Annotated in this window: 11 protein-coding genes; all 11 read right to left on the reverse strand. The window is 62.5% G+C overall.

The features are described from left to right. Positions 1-11: 11 nt before the first annotated feature. Complete coding sequence (locus tag NPS46_RS11960) at positions 12-911, reverse strand: transglutaminase family protein (protein WP_274107352.1); 900 nt, start codon at positions 909-911, stop codon at positions 12-14. Beyond that, positions 911-3,397 carry a circularly permuted type 2 ATP-grasp protein gene (locus NPS46_RS11965; RefSeq protein ID WP_274108060.1) on the reverse strand — a complete coding sequence of 829 codons (2,487 nt, stop codon included), beginning with the start codon at positions 3,395-3,397 and terminating at the stop codon, positions 911-913. The genes NPS46_RS11960 and NPS46_RS11965 overlap by 1 nt, the downstream gene beginning before the upstream one ends. A gap of 87 nt (positions 3,398-3,484) precedes the next feature. Next, entirely contained in the window at positions 3,485-6,757 is a 3,273-nt protein-coding gene (locus NPS46_RS11970) for a DUF2126 domain-containing protein (protein WP_274107354.1), read from the reverse strand. A 239-nt stretch (positions 6,758-6,996) separates the two neighbouring features. Further along, a complete protein-coding gene (locus tag NPS46_RS11975) occupies positions 6,997-9,294 on the reverse strand; it encodes a YgiQ family radical SAM protein (RefSeq protein ID WP_274107356.1) in 2,298 nt (765 codons plus the stop codon). A gap of 142 nt (positions 9,295-9,436) precedes the next feature. Then, positions 9,437-10,831, reverse strand: a complete 1,395-nt coding sequence (dnaB, locus tag NPS46_RS11980; protein ID WP_274107358.1) for a replicative DNA helicase — start codon at positions 10,829-10,831, stop codon at positions 9,437-9,439. Between the two features lie 112 nt (positions 10,832-10,943). Beyond that, positions 10,944-11,390 (reverse strand): 50S ribosomal protein L9, encoded by a 447-nt coding sequence (gene rplI / locus NPS46_RS11985; protein WP_274107360.1) that lies wholly within the window; start codon positions 11,388-11,390, stop codon positions 10,944-10,946. 19 nt (positions 11,391-11,409) lie between these two features. Beyond that, positions 11,410-12,309 (reverse strand): hypothetical protein, encoded by a 900-nt coding sequence (locus tag NPS46_RS11990; protein WP_274107362.1) that lies wholly within the window; start codon positions 12,307-12,309, stop codon positions 11,410-11,412. Positions 12,310-12,345: 36 nt separating this feature from the next. Continuing rightward, complete coding sequence (gene rpsR, locus NPS46_RS11995) at positions 12,346-12,576, reverse strand: 30S ribosomal protein S18 (protein ID WP_002551829.1); 231 nt, start codon at positions 12,574-12,576, stop codon at positions 12,346-12,348. 28 nt (positions 12,577-12,604) lie between these two features. Further along, positions 12,605-13,030, reverse strand: a complete 426-nt coding sequence (gene rpsF / locus NPS46_RS12000) for a 30S ribosomal protein S6 (RefSeq protein WP_020299424.1) — start codon at positions 13,028-13,030, stop codon at positions 12,605-12,607. A 214-nt stretch (positions 13,031-13,244) separates the two neighbouring features. Then, positions 13,245-14,006 (reverse strand): 23S rRNA (guanosine(2251)-2'-O)-methyltransferase RlmB, encoded by a 762-nt coding sequence (rlmB, locus tag NPS46_RS12005; protein WP_274107367.1) that lies wholly within the window; start codon positions 14,004-14,006, stop codon positions 13,245-13,247. After that, a complete protein-coding gene (rnr, locus tag NPS46_RS12010; RefSeq protein ID WP_274107369.1) occupies positions 14,003-16,594 on the reverse strand; it encodes a ribonuclease R in 2,592 nt (863 codons plus the stop codon). Before rnr ends, rlmB begins: the two co-directional genes overlap by 4 nt. Positions 16,595-16,637 lie beyond the last annotated feature (43 nt).

The following is a 16,637-nucleotide window of genomic DNA, read 5'->3' on the forward strand; positions in this document are numbered from 1 at the left end:
CCGCCGCGCGCCTACAGCTCCGGTCCCACCGGCAGGACCGTCACGCGGACTTCCGGATCATGATGACCACCGCCGAGAATCACCCCACGCAGCGGTGAAACATCGGAAAAATCCCGCCCCCAGGCCAATGTGATGTGCTCCAGCGCCGGCTGCACATTATTGGTCGGATCAAAATCCACCCAGCCCAGTACCGGGCAATACACCGCCACCCAGGCATGGGACGCATCGGCGCCGATCAGCCGTGGCTGGCCGGGCGGTGGCCGGGTCAATAAGTAGCCGCTGACGTAGCGCGCCGCAAGGCCACGCGAGCGCAGGCAGGCGAGCATCAGATGGGCAAAGTCCTGGCACACCCCGCGCCGGCGCTCCAGCACCTCGACCAGTGGCGTGGCGACCTGGGTCGCTTCGGCATCGAAGGTAAACTCGCCGAAGATCTTCTCCATCAGGGCCTGGGCCCCCAGCAACAGCGGACGACCGGCCGGGAAACAGCTTTCGGAGAACGCCACAAAGCATGTTTTCAAATGCACATAGGGCGACTCGAAACGGTAGCGGCAAGCATCCAGTGTATCGCTGGCAATGGGCTGGCTGTTGTAGATCAGGGCATCGCGCGTCCGTTCCCAGGCCTGGGACAGGCCAAAATCCAGGCATGGCCGCGCCAGCACCTGCACCGCCAACCGCGCATAGACCAACAACGCGTCGTGGGGTCGCTCGAAGGCCAGGCGCGTCAGCGGATTGCCAAAGACATCCTGTTCGTCGCGCCGGCAGGTCGGCTCCGGGCTGATCTGCAGCGACTGCTCACTGCACACCTGCCAGGCACACGGACGCGGCCACAGGTGTGCCAACTGCTGGGCCAGGGAGACCGGGCTGTCGTAGTGATAGTGGGTCTCGTGAAGAATCTGGTAACGAACACTCATCAGACGGACACCGTTTGCTGGCTGACATCATCGACATGGGCAAAATGGCGCAGGGCCAGGCGATCGGAAGCCTGGGCGCCGGCCTCGGCAATGTCTGCGAGCAGCTCGGCCAGGCCATCGAGCGCCGCATAAATGCTGGCCTCACCGAACAACGGGTTTTCCAGGCAGCCCAGGTCGAAGCGCGCCAGGCGCTCGATCAGCAGGCCCAGGGCCTGCTCGTGCGGGCCGCCGAAATCATCGTTCAGGCGACGCAGGGTCCGCGCCACCAGCTTGAGCTGGAACAGCACGGCATGGGGGTTCTGCTCGTCGAGCAAGAGCAGATCGAGCACCGGGATCAACTGAGGCACCGCCAGATAGCGCGAGCGGTAGGTGATGCTGCTGTTCCCCAGCTCCAGCAGCCAGGCCAGGCCCGCCTGGTCAAACACTGCGGCACCGCGCAGAAACGCCGCCAGGCTGCTGCTCAGAAATTGCAGGCGTTCCAGACGCCGGCCGATCATCAGAAAGCGCCAGCCTTCGTCGCGGGTCATATCGTCGAGGGCAAAACCCGACAACGCGGCCAACGAGGTCACCAGGCGGTTGAGAAAATCCAGCAACTCGCCGAAATCCGCATCAGCGCTATCCAGGCCCTGGGCCTCGCGCTGCAGCTCGACCAGTGCTTGCCAGTTCTCCCGCGAAAGCTTGCCGCGCACCTGCGATGCCGCTCCTTGCAGGCGCTGCAGATTGGCGCGCAAGCTGTAGGACCAATCCTCGCCCAGCAGCGCTTCCAGCAGGCGCTCCGGCAACGTGCCTTCTTCGGGCAGTAACATCAGGCTTTCGGCCAGTTCAACAGCCGCCTGCAAGGCCAGCGGATCGTCCCCATCGATATAGCGCGCCAGCACAATGCGCAGCAGCCGCGCGCTGTCATCGCAGCGTTCGCAATAGCGCCCGAACCAGAACAGGTTCTCCACCACCCGCGAGGGCAGGTAGGGATCGCGTCGGATCAGGTCATGCACCCCCAGCGTGCGCTGGGCGCGCCACTGCTCGCCACTGGGTGCGTGGTCGCCCAGCACCCAGGTGTCCTTGCTGGCCCCCCCGCGCTGCATCGACACCACCTCGGCATCCGCCTCGGCGGCCACCCGGGTCAACCCGCCGGGCAGGACCCGATAACCGTCGGCACTGGCCACCGCATACACCCGCATGCCAATGGCCCGGGGCTGCAACTGCGCCTCTTCGGCCTGCCAGACCGGCGCCTGGGACAACTGCGCCAACTCCTGGGCCACATAGGCGTAAGGCCTCGCCTGCATGCGTTCGGCCAGCGCCAGGCGTTGGGCCGCGTTCAAGTCGCGACCCAGCACCGGGGCAAAGCTCTGGGAGGGAAATGCCGGCTTGATCACCAGTTGCGGCAGTTTTTCCAGGGCCTGGGCCATCACCGGCGCTTCGCCGCACCACCAGGTGGCAATCGACGGCAGGATCAGTTCCTCACCAAACAGGAATTGATTGATCTTCGGCAGAAACCCCAACAGCCCAGGCGACTCCAGCACCCCGCTGCCCAGGGCATTGGCTACCAGCACACGCCCCTGGCGCACCGCATCGAGCAGCCCGGGCACGCCCAGGGCCGAATCGGTACGCAGCTCCAGCGGGTCACAGAAATCATCGTCGAGCCGACGCATGATCGCGTGGACCCGACGCAAGCCACTCAGGGTTTTCAGATAGACCGTGCCATCACGCACCGTCAGATCCCCGCCCTCGACCAGTGGATAGCCCAGTTGGCGCGCCAGGTACAGGTGCTCGAAATAGCTTTCGTTGAAGCGGCCCGGCGTCAGCAGCACCACCAGCGGCGCTTCGTCGCCGCCTGGCGCCTGGCGGGCCAGGGTTTCCTGCAGGGTGCGGAAGAACCCGGCCAGATGCTGGACCTGCAAGTCGCGGTACAGCTCAGGAAAGGCCCGCGAGACGATGGTACGGTTCTCCAGCGCGTAACCGGCGCCCGAGGGCGCCTGCGTACGATCAGCGGTAACCCACCAACGACCATCGGCCGTGCGCGCCAGGTCCACGGCGAACAGGTGCAGGAAGGTGTCCTCCGGAGGGCGAATACCCTGGCACGGCCACAGGAAGTTGTTGTGGCCGTACACCAGTTCGGCAGGGAGCAAGCCTTCACGAATCAGCGTCTGGGGCCCGTAAAGGTCGGCGAGCAGGGCATTGAGCAGCCGTGCACGCTGGGCAATCCCAGCGGCCAGGTGCTGCCACTCGTGCGCGGCGATCACATGGGGCAACAGGTCCAGCTCCCAGGGCCGGTCCGCCCCCTTGGGATCGGCGTAGACGTTGTAGGTCACGCCGTTTTCCTGGATCTGGCGGGTCAACAGCGCCTGGCGCTGGGCCAATTGAGCCGGGGTGCTGCGCTGCAAATGGTCGAACAGCCGCTGCCAATGCGCGCGGACCGCACCGCTGTCGTCCAGCAGTTCGTGATAAGTGCCCGCGCTCAGCGGGTAGTGGTCAAGCAGGTCGGGCATGGAAAGCTCGGCAGACAGCGTGGTCATTCAGATTAGCGCAGCACCATGACACCCGGATATCACCATCAATCCGGGCGCCGGGCTGCGCTAGTGGAGCCTCAGGTCCAGGGTCAATGGCAACTCGTCATTGCGCTCCAACGTCGGCACGATCAACGGCCCCGGGCTGTGCCCCAGGCGGAAGAAACGCGCCATGCGCCGGCTTTCAGCCTCGTTGGCGTTGACCGGCAGGCTGTCGTAATTGCGTCCACCCGGATGCGCGACATGGTACTGACAGCCCCCGAGCGAGCGTTGACCCCAGGTATCCACCAGGTCGAATACCAAGGGCGCATGCACGCCGATGGTCGGCTGCAGGCAACTGGCCGGCTGCCAGGCGCGATAACGCACGCCGGCGACAAATTCGCCCACCCGCCCGGTCGGTTGCAGCGGCACCGCCACGCCATTGCAGGTCAGCACATAGCGCTGCGGCGCCATGCCACTGACGCGCACCTGCAAACGTTCCAGGGAAGAGTCGACATAGCGTACCGCCGCACCGCCGCCGCCCTCCTCGCCGAGTACATGCCAGGGCTCCAGCGCCTGGCGCAGCTCCAGCTCGATACCGGCCACCGCATAGTCACCGACCTTGGGGAACCGGAACTCCAGGTGCGCGGCAAACCACTCGGCCCGCAGCGCATAACCCGCTGCATTGAGTTCGACGATGACGTCGGCGAAATCCTGCTCGATAAAGTGCGCCAGCATAAAGCGGTCATGCAGTTCCGTCCCCCAGCGCACCAGGCGGGTCGGCGTATACGGCTCGCGCCAGAAACGCGCCACCAGCGCGCGCAGCAGCAACTGCTGGGCCAGGCTCATGCGCGCATGGGGCGGCATTTCAAAGGCCCGCAGCTCCAGCAGGCCCAGGCGCCCGGTGGCACCGTCCGGCGAATAGAGCTTATCGATGCAGAACTCGGCGCGATGGGTATTGCCCGTCACATCGATCAACAGGTTGCGCAGCAACCGGTCGACCAGCCACGGCGGGCAGGCTTCACCCGCTTCCGGCATCTGGGCAAAGGCAATCTCCAGCTCATAGAGCGAGTCGTTGCGCGCTTCGTCGACACGAGGGGCCTGGGAGGTCGGGCCGATAAACAGACCGGAGAACAGGTAGGACAACGACGGATGGTTATGCCAGTAGCTGATCAGGCTGCGCAGCAGATCAGGCCGGCGCAGAAACGGCGAATCCGCTGGCGTCGCGCCACCCAAGACAAAATGGTTGCCGCCGCCGGTGCCGGTATGGCGCCCGTCGATCATGAACTTTTCGCTGGTCAGGCGCGTCAGCCGAGCCTGCTCGTACAGAAACTCGGTGCGCTCGACCAGTTCGTCCCAACTGGCCGATGGCTGCACATTGACCTCGATCACGCCCGGGTCCGGGGTCACCCGAAAATTGCTCAGGCGGGGGTCTGCCGGCGGCTCGTAGCCTTCGAGCAACACCGGGCAGTGCAGCGCCTCGGCGGTGGCCTCAATGGCGCTGACCAGTTCCAGATAGTCCTCGACCCGCTCCAGCGGCGGCATAAACAGATAGAGCCGGCCCTCCCGCGCCTCGGCACAAAAGGCTGTGCGCGTCAGCCAGTCGGCCGACTCATCGAGCCTGGGCTCGCGCTCATCCTCAACGGCCGCCTGGTGTTCGGCCAGTTGTTCGGGCGAAGGCAGCGGCCCCATGTCCTGGTTGGGATCAGTGGGGTGGATAAACGGATACTCCGCCGCCTTGACCCAGGGTTGCGAGGCCAGAGGCAGCCGATAGCCCAGCGGCGAATCCCCCGGCACCAGGCGACAAACCTGCTCGCGCAGATACCAGCGCCCGCTTTGCCAGCGATCACCGGCAGCGGTGCGAGCCAGGGGCAACACCTGGCCAATCACCTGGCCCAGCCCCTGGGCGAAAACCTTGCGCAGGCGCGCGCGTTCCAACTCATCGTCCAGCCGCGAATCCTGCGCCGTGACATTGCTCGCCAGAGCGCCTTCGCGCCAGAGGTAATAGAGACTGTCTTCATAGGCCGGGAAGACAAAACGCGCCGGCACCTGCAAACGCTCGGCAACGCCAGCCAAAAACCGCCCGGCCAGCTCGGCGTCGGCGCCATAGTCTTGCTGTTCGTCGGCAATCAACGCCGGGTTGTGCCACAACGGCAAGCCATCGCACCGCCAGTAAGCGTTCAGCGACCAGCGCGGCAGCTGCTCGCCGGGGTACCACTTGCCCTGGCCGAAATGCACCAGGCCCTTGGGCGCATAGCGCTTGCGCAGGCGCTGGTACAGCTCGGCAGCAAGCCGACGCTTGGTCGGCCCCAGGGCGGCCGTGTTCCATTCGGCCGCGTCAGGTTCGTCAATAGCGATAAAGGTCGGCTCGCCGCCCATGGTCAGGCGCACATCGCCTTCGAGCAGTTCGGCATCAATCTGCCGCCCCAGGGCCTGGATCGCCGTCCATTGCTCGTCGCTATAGGGCCGGGTAACCCGCGGCGCCTCCCAGATGCGCTCCACCGACATTTCATGGCTGAACACCGCATCGCAGGGCTCGACCAGGCCGCTGATGGGTGCCGCAGAGGACGGATCAGGACTACAGGCCAACGGGATATGGCCTTCACCAGCAAACAGCCCGGAGGTGGCGTCCAGGCCGATCCAGCCGGCCCCCGGCAGGTAGACCTCACACCAGGCATGCAGATCGGTGAAATCGACCTCGGTACCGCTGGGACCATCCAGCGCCTTGATATCGGCACTCAACTGGATCAGATAGCCAGACACAAAGCGCGCGGCCAGGCCCAGGTTGCGCAGCAGTTGTACCAGCAGCCAGGCCGAATCGCGGCAGGAGCCGGAGGCATTACCCAAGGTCTGTTCGGGCGTCTGCACACCCGGCTCCATGCGGATCAGGTAAGCGATGTCTTCGCTCAAACGCTGGTTGAGCGCCACCAGGAAATCGACGCTGGGCAGCGGCGTGCGATCGATGCCCTCCAGATAAGCCTGGAGCCTGGGCGTCAGCGGCAGCGTTTCCAGATAGGGCGCCAGCTCACGCTGCTCATCGGCGGCATAGGCGAAAGGGATGTGTTCAGCGTAAGGCTCCAGGAAGAAGTCGAACGGATTGAACACCGCCATCTCGGCCACAAGGTCGACTTCAATACGCAACTCGTCGGTCTTCTGCGCAAAAACCAGCCGGGCCAGATAGTTGCCCTGGGGATCCTGCTGCCAATTGATAAAGTGCTGCTCGGGCAGCACCTTCAAGGCATAGGAAAGAATCCGCGTGCGGCTATGGGGCGCCGGGCGCAAACGCACAATCTGCGGACCCAGTTCGACCGCACGGTCGTAGCGGTAATGCGTGACATGGTGCAACGCGACATGGATCGACACGGCGTGCCTCCTGCGAGCCTGGAGAGTGATGGACGCGCGCAAGACTTATGCCATCCGGGCAAGCCAGGCGCCTGCGGCGTTGATGCAGTCCGCTCAGCTAAGCACAGCACCATAATCGCGCCACCCTCACGCCGCTGTGCAGCGCTGCGCACAAAAACGGCGCACACCTGTCGCCTGCGCCAAACCCCAGAATGCACAACGCCAGCACGAGGCTGGCGTTGTGTTCTAGCAAGGCGCGCTTAGCGCGGTACTACAGGCTTGCGCGTCGGCTTCGGGCCTTTGCCCTTCGCCGCGTCCTGACGGTCTTTGGCCGCCTGCTTGTTGCGGGCGAAGGCCGCCGCCTTGGCCTGCTCGCGCTTGTCCCACGGGTTGCCACCATCACTGGCGCGCGGTGGCAGGCCGGTGTGCTGGGTCAGGATCTTGGTTTCCTTGGCGACTTTGTGGCTGCCGGCCGGCGTCGAGTTTTTGCGACGCGCACTCTGGTAGCTGTCGGTCGCCGGCTGGTGCAGCGGGATCAGCTGGTTCTTGCCCGGCCCGATCAGATCGCCACGGCCCATGCGCAGCAAGGCTTCACGCAGCATCGGCCAACCCTTGGGGTCGTGATAGCGCAGGAACGCCTTGTGCAGTCGGCGCTGCTCGTCGCTCTTGACGATAGTCACCGCATCACTCTTGTAGGTGACTTTGCGCAGCGGGTTCTTGCCCGAGTGGTACATCGCCGTGGCGGTGGCCATGGGCGACGGGTAGAACGCCTGCACCTGATCGGCACGGAAGCCGTTGCCCTTGAGCCACAACGCGAGGTTCATCATGTCCTCGTCGGTGGTGCCAGGGTGGGCCGCGATAAAGTACGGAATCAGGTACTGCTCTTTGCCGGCTTCCTTGGAGTACTTCTCGAACATCCGCTTGAACTTGTCATAGCTACCGATGCCCGGCTTCATCATCTGGTTGAGCGGACCTTCCTCGGTGTGCTCCGGGGCGATCTTCAGGTAGCCGCCCACGTGGTGAGTCACCAGTTCCTTGACGTATTCCGGCGACTCGACCGCGAGGTCATAGCGCAGGCCGGAAGCGATCAGGATTTTCTTCACACCCGGCAAGGCGCGAGCGCTGCGATAGAGCTGGATCAGCGACGAGTGGTCGGTATTGAGGTTCGGGCAAATACCGGGGAACACGCACGAAGGCTTGCGGCACGCGGATTCGATTTCCGGGCTCTTGCAGGCAATGCGGTACATGTTCGCGGTCGGCCCGCCGAGGTCGGAAATCACCCCGGTAAAGCCCGGCACCTTGTCGCGGATTTCTTCGATCTCGCGAATGATCGAATCATGGGAGCGGTTCTGGATGATCCGGCCTTCGTGCTCGGTAATCGAACAGAAGGTGCAGCCACCGAAGCAGCCACGCATGATGTTGACCGAGAAACGGATCATGTCGTAGGCCGGGATCTTCTCCTTGCCATACGCCGGGTGCGGAATGCGCGCATAGGGCATGCCGAACACGTAGTCCATTTCTTCGGTAGTCATTGGAATGGGCGGCGGGTTGAACCAGACATCGACCTCGCCATGCTTTTGCACCAGCGCACGGGCGTTGCCCGGGTTGGTTTCCAGGTGCAGTACGCGGTTGGCGTGGGCATAGAGCACGGCGTCACCGCGCACTTTTTCCATCGACGGCAGGCGGATAACCGTCTTGTCGCGGGTCATACGCGGGCTGGCCAGGATCTGGACGACCTTGGCTTCCTGGGGATCGTCGACCGGGCCCTTGTCCTGCTCGATGGCGCAGGCCTCGGTGTCCTGGGTATTGACGTAAGGGTTGATGATCTTGTCGATCTTGCCCGGACGATCGATACGCGTGGAGTCGACTTCGTACCAGTCCTTGGGGGTATCACGGCGGATAAACGCGGTACCGCGCACATCGGTGATGTCTTCGACCTTGTGCCCGAACGACAGGCGCTGGGCCACTTCGACAATGGCCCGCTCGGCGTTGCCGTACAGCAGGATATCGGCGCAGGCGTCGATCAGGATCGAGTTGCGTACGCGGTCCTGCCAGTAGTCGTAGTGGGCGATCCGGCGCAGCGACGCCTCGATGCCACCCAGGACAATCGGCACATTTTTGTAGGCTTCCTTGCAGCGCTGGCTGTAGACCAGGCTGGCGCGGTCCGGACGCTTTCCGGCCAGGCCGCCCGGCGTGTAGGCGTCATCGGAGCGGACTTTCTTGTCGGCGGTGTAGCGGTTGATCATCGAGTCCATATTGCCGGCCGCGACGCCGAAGAACAGGTTGGGCTCGCCCAGCTTCATGAAATCGTCTTTGGACTGCCAGTTCGGCTGGGCAATGATCCCGACGCGAAAGCCCTGGGACTCCAGCAGCCGGCCAATGATCGCCATACCAAATGACGGGTGGTCGACGTAGGCATCGCCGGTGACGATGATCACGTCGCATGAATCCCAGCCGAGCTGATCCATCTCCTCCCTGCTCATGGGCAGGAATGGCGCTGGCCCGAAACATTCGGCCCAGTACTTGGGATAGTCAAATAACGGCTTGGCTGCTTGCATGTCGATGACCGGTGTTAGGTGTGCAGGAAAATCGCGGGCGCGGAATATAGCACAAAATTTGACCAATTCCGACGGCTACAGTCGGAAATGGCTGGGAGGCGTGATCCAGGGCCTGGGCGCGGAACGACTCGCGCCTGCCGACTTACTCGTCGTCGAAGTTGTAGCTGCCCGGCGCCAGGTTTTCGAAACGGGTGTATTTACCGATAAACGCCAGGCGCGCGGTGCCGATCGGGCCGTTCCGCTGCTTGCCGATGATGATTTCGGCGATCCCCTTGTGCTCGGTTTCCGGGTGATAGACCTCATCCCGGTAAACGAACATGATCACGTCGGCATCCTGCTCGATCGCTCCGGATTCGCGCAGGTCGGAGTTGATCGGGCGCTTGTTCGGCCGCTGCTCCAGGGAGCGGTTGAGCTGCGACAGCGCCACCACCGGGCAGTTGAACTCTTTGGCCAGGGCCTTCAGGGACCGGGAGATCTCGGAAATCTCGTTGGTCCGGTTGTCGCCCCCCGAACCCGGGATCTGCATCAATTGCAGGTAGTCGATCATGATCAGACCGACATCGCCGTGCTCACGCACCAGGCGCCGGGTGCGCGCACGCATTTCCGACGGGCTGATACCCGCGGTGTCGTCGATAAACAGCTTGCGATCATTGAGCAGGTTGACCGCCGAGGTCAGGCGCGGCCAATCGTCGTCTTCCAGGCGACCGGCACGGACCTTGGTCTGATCGATACGGCCCAGGGACGAGAGCATCCGCATGATCAGCGATTCACCTGGCATCTCGAGGGAGTACACCAGCACCGCCTTGTCGCTGCGCAGTACCGCGTTCTCCACCAAGTTCATGGCGAAGGTGGTCTTACCCATGGACGGACGGCCAGCGACAATGATCAGGTCGGCCGGCTGCAGGCCGCTGGTCATGCCGTCGAGGTCGGTGTAGCCGGTGGACAGGCCGGTGATGGCGTTGTCGGTGTTGAACAGCGTATCGATACGGTCGATGGCCTTGGTCAACAGGTCGTTGACGTTGACCGGGCCACCGGTTTTCGGCCGGGCCTCGGCGATCTGGAAGATCTGCCGTTCGGCTTCATCGAGGATCTCTTCGGCGGTGCGCCCTTCAGGGTTGAAGGCGCTGTCAGCGATCTCGGTGGCAATGCCGATCAGTTGGCGCAGGGTAGCCCGCGCACGCACGATCTGCGCATAAGCCTTGATGTTGGCCACCGACGGCGTGTTTTTCGCCAACTCACCCAGGTAGCCGAGCCCCCCCACTTGCGAGGTCTGGCCTTCCTTGTCCAGTTGCTCGGACAGGGTGACCACGTCGATGGGCATGTTCTGATCGGCCAGCTTGGCGATCGCCCGGAAGATCAGGCGGTGGTCATGCCGATAGAAGTCGCCGTCCGAAACCTGGTCGAGCACGCGTTCCCAGGCGTTGTTGTCCAGCATCAGACCACCGAGCACGGCCTGTTCGGCCTCGATGGAATGGGGCGGCACCTTCAGGGCAGCGGTTTGCAGGTCGTATTGCTCTGGAGCGGAGATATCGTTCATGGCCACACGGAATTAGGGGGTTGCACAAAGACAAAGGGCACGACCTGAATGAACAGAGTCGTGCCCGATGTTAACCGGCCGACACGCAAGGTGCCAGCCGATTGGGTACTGCTTAAGCAGCCACCACAACAACGCGAACGGTTGCTTCAACTTCGGCGTGCAGGTGCACGGCCACGTCGAATTCACCCACGTTGCGGATGGTGCCGTTCGGCAGACGAACTTCGCTTTTTGCCACTTCAACGCCGGAGGCGGTCAGTGCATCAGCGATGTCGTGGGTGCCGATCGAACCGAACAGCTTGCCTTCGTCACCGGCGGTGGCAGTGATAGTCACTTCCAGCTCAGCCAGTTGGGCGGCGCGCGATTCAGCCGAAGCTTTCTTGTCAGCTGCCGCTTTTTCCAGCTCAGCACGACGCTCTTCGAACGCAGCCACGTTGGCAGCGGTCGCAGCGGTAGCTTTGCCGAAAGGCAGCAGGTAGTTACGGCCGTAACCAGCCTTAACGTTTACCTTATCGCCCAGGTTGCCCAGGTTGGCGATTTTTTCCAGAAGGATCAGTTGCATGTGGAAATCCTCTTAACTTTTAACCTTCACCGTTCGCAGGGCCGTTATCGGCGTCTTTCGGCGCCAGGCGTCCGCGAAAATCAATCAGGCTGTCGACAATGGCCAACACCACGAGTAACGGATAGATCAGCTGCATGGACAGCAACAGCATTACGTACAACCCCACCAGCCAGAACTTGGCCAGTCGCCCTTGCGCCACCAGCCCGTGAATCAGGGCCAGCCCGGCGAAGATCAGCGGTACGCTGCACAACGGCGTCAACATCGCCATCTGCGGACCGAGGTTCGGTCCCAGAAGCATGCACGCCAGCAGCAACATCGCTGGCCCCAGCGGGATTCTGATCCCGCGAAACTCGCGGGCAAAACCACCGGGGTTGTACAACAACGCCTGCCAGTACCGCCCGATAATCAGGCTCAGCAAGCTGACGATTTGCAACAATGCCGCAATCAAACCGGTCAGGACCGGAGCAACCAATGACTCCAGACGCACTCGCTCTTCTACCGACAATTGCTGGTAGAGATCACCCAGAGCCTGCGGCAGGTATTTAACCAACGCCTGCGCCAGCATCTCGATGTGAGGGCGGAAAACCGCATCCAGAACCACTGCATACACCAACCCCAGGGCGATGCTGACCAGCAGCACACGACTCCAGGACTCGCTTGCGCGCAAAACCAACGCAAGGCTCGCAGACCCCAGCAGCACCATGAGTGCGCGTGGATCATCGGAGTACAGCCACCAGACCAACGCCGGTAGCAGCCCCAGAGCGAGAACGCCAACGGCGTCCTTCAGCCCGCGCCGCAGCAGCACAAAGCAACCTGCGGCGGCACCCAACCAGTACAAGAACGGCAATGCCGCACATCCGGCCACTATCAAAGAGGCCTGCATCCGGCCGCGCATGATGAACTCAGCTAAGGCACGCATGCATTCAATCCCTTACTACTTGTCGACTACCCGGTCTCAGCGGCCGTGGCTGTCGGTGTAGGCCAGCAGGGCCAGGAAGCGGGCGCGCTTGATAGCGGTGGCCAGCTGACGCTGATAACGAGCTTTGGTACCGGTGATACGGCTTGGAACGATTTTGCCGGTTTCGGATACGTAGGCTTTCAGAGTGTTGAGATCTTTGTAATCGATCTCTTTCACGTCTTCAGCGGTGAAGCGGCAGAATTTACGACGACGGAAGAAACGTGCCATGTAATTGGCTCCTTAAAAGGTCCGTGGATTACTCGTCAGCGTTGTCGCTGGCGTCGCTGTTATCGCTGTCATCGCCATCGGCGCTGTCAGAATGCTCAGGACGGTCACGACGCTCACGGCGCTCACTGCGGTTTTCTTCAGCCTTGAGCATCTCGGATTGGCCGGTAACGGCTTCTTCGCGACGGATGACCAGGTTACGGATCACTGCATCGTTGTAACGGAAGTTGTCTTCCAGCTCGGCCAGGGCCTTGCCAGTGCACTCAACGTTCAGCATCACGTAGTGAGCCTTGTGAACATTGTTGATTGCGTAGGCCAGTTGACGACGGCCCCAATCTTCCAGACGGTGGATTTTGCCGCCGTCTTCTTCGATCAGCTTGGTGTAACGCTCAACCATGCCGCCGACTTGCTCGCTTTGATCCGGGTGGACCAAAAAGATAATTTCGTAATGACGCATGAATGCTCCTTACGGGTTGTAGCCTGCCGCTCAAAAGTGGTCAGACAAGGAGTGAATGAAACGGGTATGTCTTGCTAGCGATAGGCGCATAGACGCCTGCCGTCACGACAAGGGGCGCAAGTGTAGGGAAGGTGGGGATAAGCTGCAAGCTGCAAGTGACAAGCTGCAAGATTCACAGCCCGTCACTCCCCCGCCTTTAGCGGGCAACCAACGCCTACTTGCGTGCAGCGCTCGCCTTGACACTGCGCTGGCGCATGGCTTCGAACAGGCAAACGCCCGTCGCAACCGAAACGTTGAGACTGCTGACGCTACCGGCCATCGGCAAGCGCACCAGATAGTCGCAGTGCTCACGGGTCAGGCGACGCATGCCCTTGCCTTCGGCGCCCATGATCAGGATGGTCGGCCCGGTCAGGTCCTGCTGGTACAGCTCCTGCTCGGCCTCGCCAGCCGTGCCGACGACCCAGAGCCCACGCTGCTGGAGCTTTTCCAGGGTCCGCGCCAGGTTGGTCACGGCCACCAATGGAATCACCTCCGCGGCGCCGCAAGCGACTTTACGCACGGTAGGTGTCAACGTAGCCGACTTGTCCTTGGGCACCAGGACCGCCAGCGCACCCGCCGCATCGGCTGTACGCAGGCAGGCGCCGAGGTTGTGTGGGTCAGTTACCCCGTCCAGCACCAGGATCAGCGGCGCACCTTCGGTACGATCGAGCAACTCGTCGAGCATCGCCTCGCCCCAGACCTGGCTCGGGCTGACGTCAGCCACTACGCCCTGGTGCACGCCTTCAACCCAGGCATCCATCTCGCGGCGCTCGGCCTGGCCGACCGACACACGATTCTGGTTTGCCAGCTCAACCAGGACCTGGACCCGAGGATCGTTACGCCCTTCGGCCAGCCAGATCTGCTTGACGCGTTTTGGGTGATGGCGCAAAAGCGCTTCCACGGCATGCACGCCGTAGATTTTTTCCAGCTGACTCATGACTTGGCCTTAGGTTTACGTGCTGCACCGCCCGCCTTGGGCGGCCCTTTACGATGCTTGCTCGGCTTCTCGGCCTTGGCCGGCGCGGCTTTGCCGGAGCGACCATCCGCCTTCGGCTTGCCACCGGCTTTCGCCTCGGCCAGCAGCGCCTGCTTCATTTCGCGGCTTTTGCGCACTTCAGCATTTTTCGCCGCGGCATCGCTTGGGCGATAGGCATCGTTGCTGGATTTCTTTTCAACGGCAGGACGACGCCCAGCCTTCGCCGGCTCGGCGGCCTTTTCCGTCGCAGCAGGTGCATCGGCACCACGCTTCTTGCGACCGATCGGCGCGCTGATGGTCTTCTCCGACATTTCGAAGTCGATCTTGCGCTCATCGAGATCCACGCGCATGACCCGCACCTCCACCGTGTCGCCCAGGCGGAAACTGCGCCCGGTACGCTCACCCGCCAGGCGGTGATGCACAGGATCGAAGTGGTAGTAGTCACCCGGCAGGGCCGTCACATGGACCAGGCCCTCAACATAGATATCGGTCAGCTCGACGAACAGGCCAAAACCCGTCACCGCGGTGATCACACCCGGGAACGACTCACCCACGCGATCCTTCATGTATTCGCACTTGAGCCAGTTCACCACGTCGCGCGTGGCTTCGTCGGCACGGCGCTCACTCAGGGAGCACTGCTCGCCCAATTGCTCGAGCGTCGCCTCGTCGTACGGATAAATCCGCGCCTTGGGAATGCTCATCGCACCCGCGCGCTTGACGTGCGGGGTGTTCTGCTTGGAATGGATAACGCTGCGAATCGCGCGATGCGTCAACAGGTCCGGGTAGCGGCGAATCGGCGAGGTGAAGTGCGTGTACGCTTCATAGTTCAGGCCGAAGTGCCCCTGGTTATCCGCGCTGTACACCGCCTGGCTCAGGGAACGCAGCATAACGGTCTGGATCAGATGGAAATCCGGACGATCCTTGATGCTTGCCAGCAGAGCCTGGTAGTCCTTCGGCGACGGGCCGTCCTTGCCTTTGTGCAAGGACAGACCGAGCTCACCGAGGAAGGCGCGCAGCTTCTCCAGGCGCTCCGGCGGCGGGCCATCGTGAACCCGGTACAGTGCCGGAATCTCGTGCTTTTGCAGGAACTCGGCAGTCGCCACGTTGGCGGCCAGCATGCATTCCTCGATCATTTTGTGCGCATCGTTGCGGGTCGTTGGGCGAATCTCCGCAATCTTGCGCCCGGAACCGAAGATAATCCGCGTTTCCTGGGTTTCGAAGTCAATGGCCCCCCGAGTGTGCCGCGCGCCCAGCAGGACCTTGTACAGCGAGTACAACTGCTTGAGGTGCGGAACGACGTCGGCGTATTCGCCACGCAACTGCTTGGCTTCGCTGGTCTTCGGGTGCTCCAGCATGGTGCTGACCTTGTTGTAGGTCAGGCGCGCCTTGGAGTGGATGACCGCTTCGTAGAACTGATAGTCGGTCATCTCGCCAGTCTTGGAGATGGTCATCTCGCACACCATGGCCAGACGATCGACTTTCGGGTTCAGCGAGCACAGGCCGTTGGACAGTTGCTCGGGCAGCATCGGGATCACGCGCTCGGGGAAATACACCGAGTTGCCACGGACCTGGGACTCAGCATCGAGCGCCGAACCGATCTTCACATAGCTGGAAACGTCGGCGATGGCCACGTACAACTTCCAGCCACCGGAGAACAGGCGCAGTTTGCCGGGCTTGGCTTCGCAATAGACCGCATCGTCGAAGTCACGGGCATCTTCGCCGTCGATTGTGACGAAAGGCAGGTCACGCAGGTCGATGCGCTTCTCTTTGTCCTTCTCTTCCACTTCCGGCTTGAGCTTGGCGGCTTCCTTGAGCACGGCTTCGGGCCAGACATGGGGAATGTCGTAGGTACGCAGCGCGACATCGATTTCCATGCCTGGCGCCATGTAGTTGCCGACCACTTCAATCACATCGCCTTGCGGCTGGAAGCGCGGCGTTGGCCAGTGGGTAATCTTCACTTCGACGAACTGGCCGACCTTCGCATTGGCGTTACGCCCGGGCGTGACCAGCACTTCCTGCTGGATCTTCGGATTGTCGGCAACCACAAAGCCGATACCGCCTTCTTCGAAGTAGCGGCCAACAATGGTTTCGTGCGCACGGGAAACGACTTCGACGATCACGCCTTCACGACGCCCGCGACGGTCCAGACCGGAAACCCGGGCCAGCGCACGGTCGCCATCGAAGACCAGGCGCATTTGCGCCGGGCTCATAAACAGATCGTCACTGCCGTCATCGGGGATCAGAAACCCGAAGCCGTCGCGATGTCCGCTGATACGACCGAGGATCAGGTCCAACTTGTCCACCGGCGCATAAGTGCCACGGCGGGTGTAAATCAGTTGAGCATCGCGCTCCATGGCGCGAAGGCGGCGGCGCAGGGCCTCCAGTTGGTCTTCCGTAGTCAGACCGAACTCTTCCACCAGCTGCTCGCGACTCGCCGGCGAACCACGATCGGACAGATGCGCCAGGATCAGCTCGCGGCTAGGAATGGGGTTTTCGTATTTTTCCGCTTCACGAGCGGCCTCGGGATCGAGGGATTGCCAATCGGCCATTAGAGAGTTTTCACCTTGTCTATATGCGGGTTAGTTTGGCATA

The organism is Pseudomonas putida, from assembly GCF_028682395.1.
Taxonomy (GTDB): Bacteria; Pseudomonadota; Gammaproteobacteria; order Pseudomonadales; family Pseudomonadaceae; genus Aquipseudomonas; species Aquipseudomonas putida_AB.